Here is an 816-nt window from a genome sequence, read left to right on the forward strand (position 1 = left end):
CCCTTCGCCCCGCCCCAGCCGGTGCACCATAAAGGGCCGCTCCCAACCCTCTCCCCCGCGCGCAAGGGTCAGGTGCGCCGCGCGGTTCAGATCATGGCCGATGCCGGCGTGTTCGCTCCGACTGCACCCGACCCCGCCATTCTCTACCCCGGCGTCGCGGAGCAGGACGAAAAGGTCGAGCCCGACACGATCCTGCTCGCGCTGATCGAAGCGGATTACTACCACTCCGACTTCGCCCCCGCGTCGTGCATGGCCAACCTCGCGCTGCATGACATGCAGGTGGAAACCTTCGCCGACTATTACGAAGCGGTCGTCGCCGACCTGGTCCGTCTGTCGCGTGGCGCGCTGGACGTCACCGACCTCGCCGTGACCCAGATCGATGCAGCATCAGGCGATCGCATGGTCCGCACCCAGGTCGCGATGACCGTCAACGGCGAACCCCTCACGCTCGAGGCCGACCACCACATCAAATATTTCGACCCGTTCCTGCATCAGGCGCTCGCCGCCCGCATGCCCAGCGGCCTGCGCCTCGCCTGGCTCTGGGTCGATCAGGGCGCGTTCATCACCGCGCTAGCCCCCGGCGCGGTCGAGGCGATGAACACTGCCTCCAAGCTCAGCGACAAGAGCCGCTGCCAATGGGAGTGGATCGCCCCCGTTCAGCGATAGACGATCCGCACCTTCCCCGCCGCCTCGGCAGCGACACGCCGCGCTGCGTCGGTGTCGCCCGCCAGCGCCAGCGCGACGCCCATCCGCCGGTATGGCCGAGTCGTCGGCTTCCCGAAAATCCGCACATCCACCTCGCCGCCAGCCACCGCC

General features: G+C 68.3%; 1 protein-coding gene and 1 pseudogene. One reads left to right on the forward strand and one right to left on the reverse strand.

Annotated elements, in window-relative coordinates; translation table 11 throughout:
• On the forward strand, nucleotides 1–666 hold a 666-nt coding region (locus tag AX681_RS21000), incomplete at its 5' end, for a hypothetical protein (protein WP_197424336.1).
• Here AX681_RS21000 and purT read toward each other — a convergent pair.
• Nucleotides 657–816, reverse strand: a pseudogene (gene purT / locus AX681_RS22720) (phosphoribosylglycinamide formyltransferase 2); the annotation flags it as partial. The gene AX681_RS21000 and the pseudogene purT sit on opposite strands and share 10 nt — an antisense overlap.

The organism is Sphingomonas sp. CCH9-E2, assembly GCF_001557215.1.
In the GTDB taxonomy this organism is placed as follows: domain Bacteria; phylum Pseudomonadota; class Alphaproteobacteria; order Sphingomonadales; family Sphingomonadaceae; genus Sphingomonas.